We start from the raw sequence: 1,887 nt of genomic DNA, 5'->3' as shown, positions 1-1,887 counted from the left end.
CATCAGCCATCTCGAATTCTCCCGTGAATACCAGGAGATAGGAGCACATGATCCCGTCTGGCAGCCACTACCGTTCATGATCGCCCAGGCTCTGGAGAATATTCAGGCAGAGGGGATCACGATCATTCGCCATATAGAACCAATCGCAATCTATGCCGATCGCCTCTTTGTCAAAGTGATATATAACCTGCTTGAAAATGCCATCCGCCACGGCGATACCATCAGAACAATCACCATCTCGACAGCCGGACAGGAAGATGGGAGTGTCCTCCTCACAGTCGAGGACGATGGTACCGGCATCCCGGATAAGGAAAAAGAGCTGATCTTCAGGTACGGCTATGGCAAAAACACCGGTTTTGGCCTTGCATTCGCCCGCGATATCGCTTCAGTGACAGGGATTACGCTCATCGAAAATGGGGAGGCGGGAAGAGGGGCTCGTTTTGTGTTGACGGTGCCGGCACATGGCTGGATGGAAACAAAAGATCTGACACAATTCTGACTTTTCAGTGGTAACGTACTAGTACAGTGTGATACAAGAGTAGTTACATGAAACCAATAAGCATCGCTCTCATACTCGGAGTGCTGGTACTGCTGGTACTTGCGCCCGGATGCATGACCCATGAAGAAAGAGGTGAGCCAGCCCCGGTTCAGACAGTTTCAACGGATCTGACATTCCTGACAGAAAATTATCCCCCCTTCAATTATATGGAGGACGGGGAGGCCAGAGGAATTTTAGTTGACCTCCTGACGGCGGCATTTGAAGAGATGGGAACCCCGATATCCCCGGACCAGATCCAGGTGCGCTTATGGGCATATGCCTATGACAGAGCGCTTTCAGAGGAGAATACCGCAATATTTGGAACAATCCGGCTCCCGGAGAGGGAAGACGACTTCAAATGGGCAGGACCGGTTATCTCCGAGCGAAAAGTGATCTTTGCTGAGAAGGGGGCAGATATTGCAATCTCCGGGCCGGCAGATCTGAATACATACCGGATCGGGGTTGTGCAGGGGGATGCTGCCACCGGCATACTCGAGGAGATTGGTGTCGATAGGGATGCCATCTATTCAACCGGGGATGTTGAAGGGCTCATCATGATGATGGAAGAGGATATAATCGATCTCTGGTGTTATGGGGACCTTGCTGGCAGGCACTTTTCAGAAGTAGTAACCGGAGATCCCGATTCTTTCGAAGTCATCTATACACTTGATTCCCATGATCTCTATTACGCATTCAATATCGATACACCTGATTCTGTCGTGGACGCATTCCAGACGGCACTTGACACCGTCAGGTATGCACCAGATGAGACCGGTGTAACCGAATACCAGCGTATAGTATACAGGTATGTCGGGGTTTCCTCACTTGTTAATCCGCCTGTCACTGCAGAAGAAGTGACAGAACTGGTGGAGTTTACTGCCGGCGAGATACAGAGGGATACATCCGGCACAATCGCCCGGATCAATGCCGGTGAACATCCGTTCTGGGACAGTGAAAACAGGGCACTTTATGTCTTTGTCTATGACACCGATCTGACAATCGTTGCAGAGGCAGATAACCCGCTCCTCATCGGAGTGAACAGAAAAGGAAAGACCGATATTGCAGGCACAGCGTACCGTGATCAGATCCGAAAAACCGCCCTTGCGGATGGTTCAGGCTGGGTGGATTACATCTGGATGATCCCCGAAGAAACAGGCATATACAGGAAATCAGCTTACTTCAGGCTTGTTGAGGGGAGCGATGGCAACCAGTATATCGTGGTGAGCGGGCTTTACGTCCCCGGTACATGAGCGTGATTGGTAACCCGGCAATTACCAGGAATTGCCCGGATCACCAGGCACTTTTTTTACGATGAAAAAGAGAAGAGGATCAGAGATGACATCATCAGA

General features: G+C 50.6%; 2 protein-coding genes. Both read left to right on the top strand.

Going from position 1 to position 1,887, the window contains the following annotated elements; genetic code table 11:
- Positions 1-499, top strand: a 499-nt coding sequence (locus tag QCH34_RS11705; RefSeq protein ID WP_300334401.1) for an ATP-binding protein, incomplete at its 5' end; no start/stop codon positions are given.
- A gap of 47 nt (positions 500-546) precedes the next feature.
- A complete protein-coding gene (locus QCH34_RS11700; protein ID WP_300334399.1) occupies positions 547-1,788 on the top strand; it encodes a transporter substrate-binding domain-containing protein in 1,242 nt (413 codons plus the stop codon).
- Positions 1,789-1,887: the final 99 nt, after the last annotated feature.

Origin of the sequence: Methanocalculus sp., assembly GCF_029762515.1 — an archaeon.
In the GTDB taxonomy this organism is placed as follows: Archaea; Halobacteriota; Methanomicrobia; order Methanomicrobiales; family Methanocorpusculaceae; genus Methanocalculus.
Note: the sequence above shows the minus strand (reverse complement) of the source record. Positions and strands in the feature narration are given on the sequence as shown.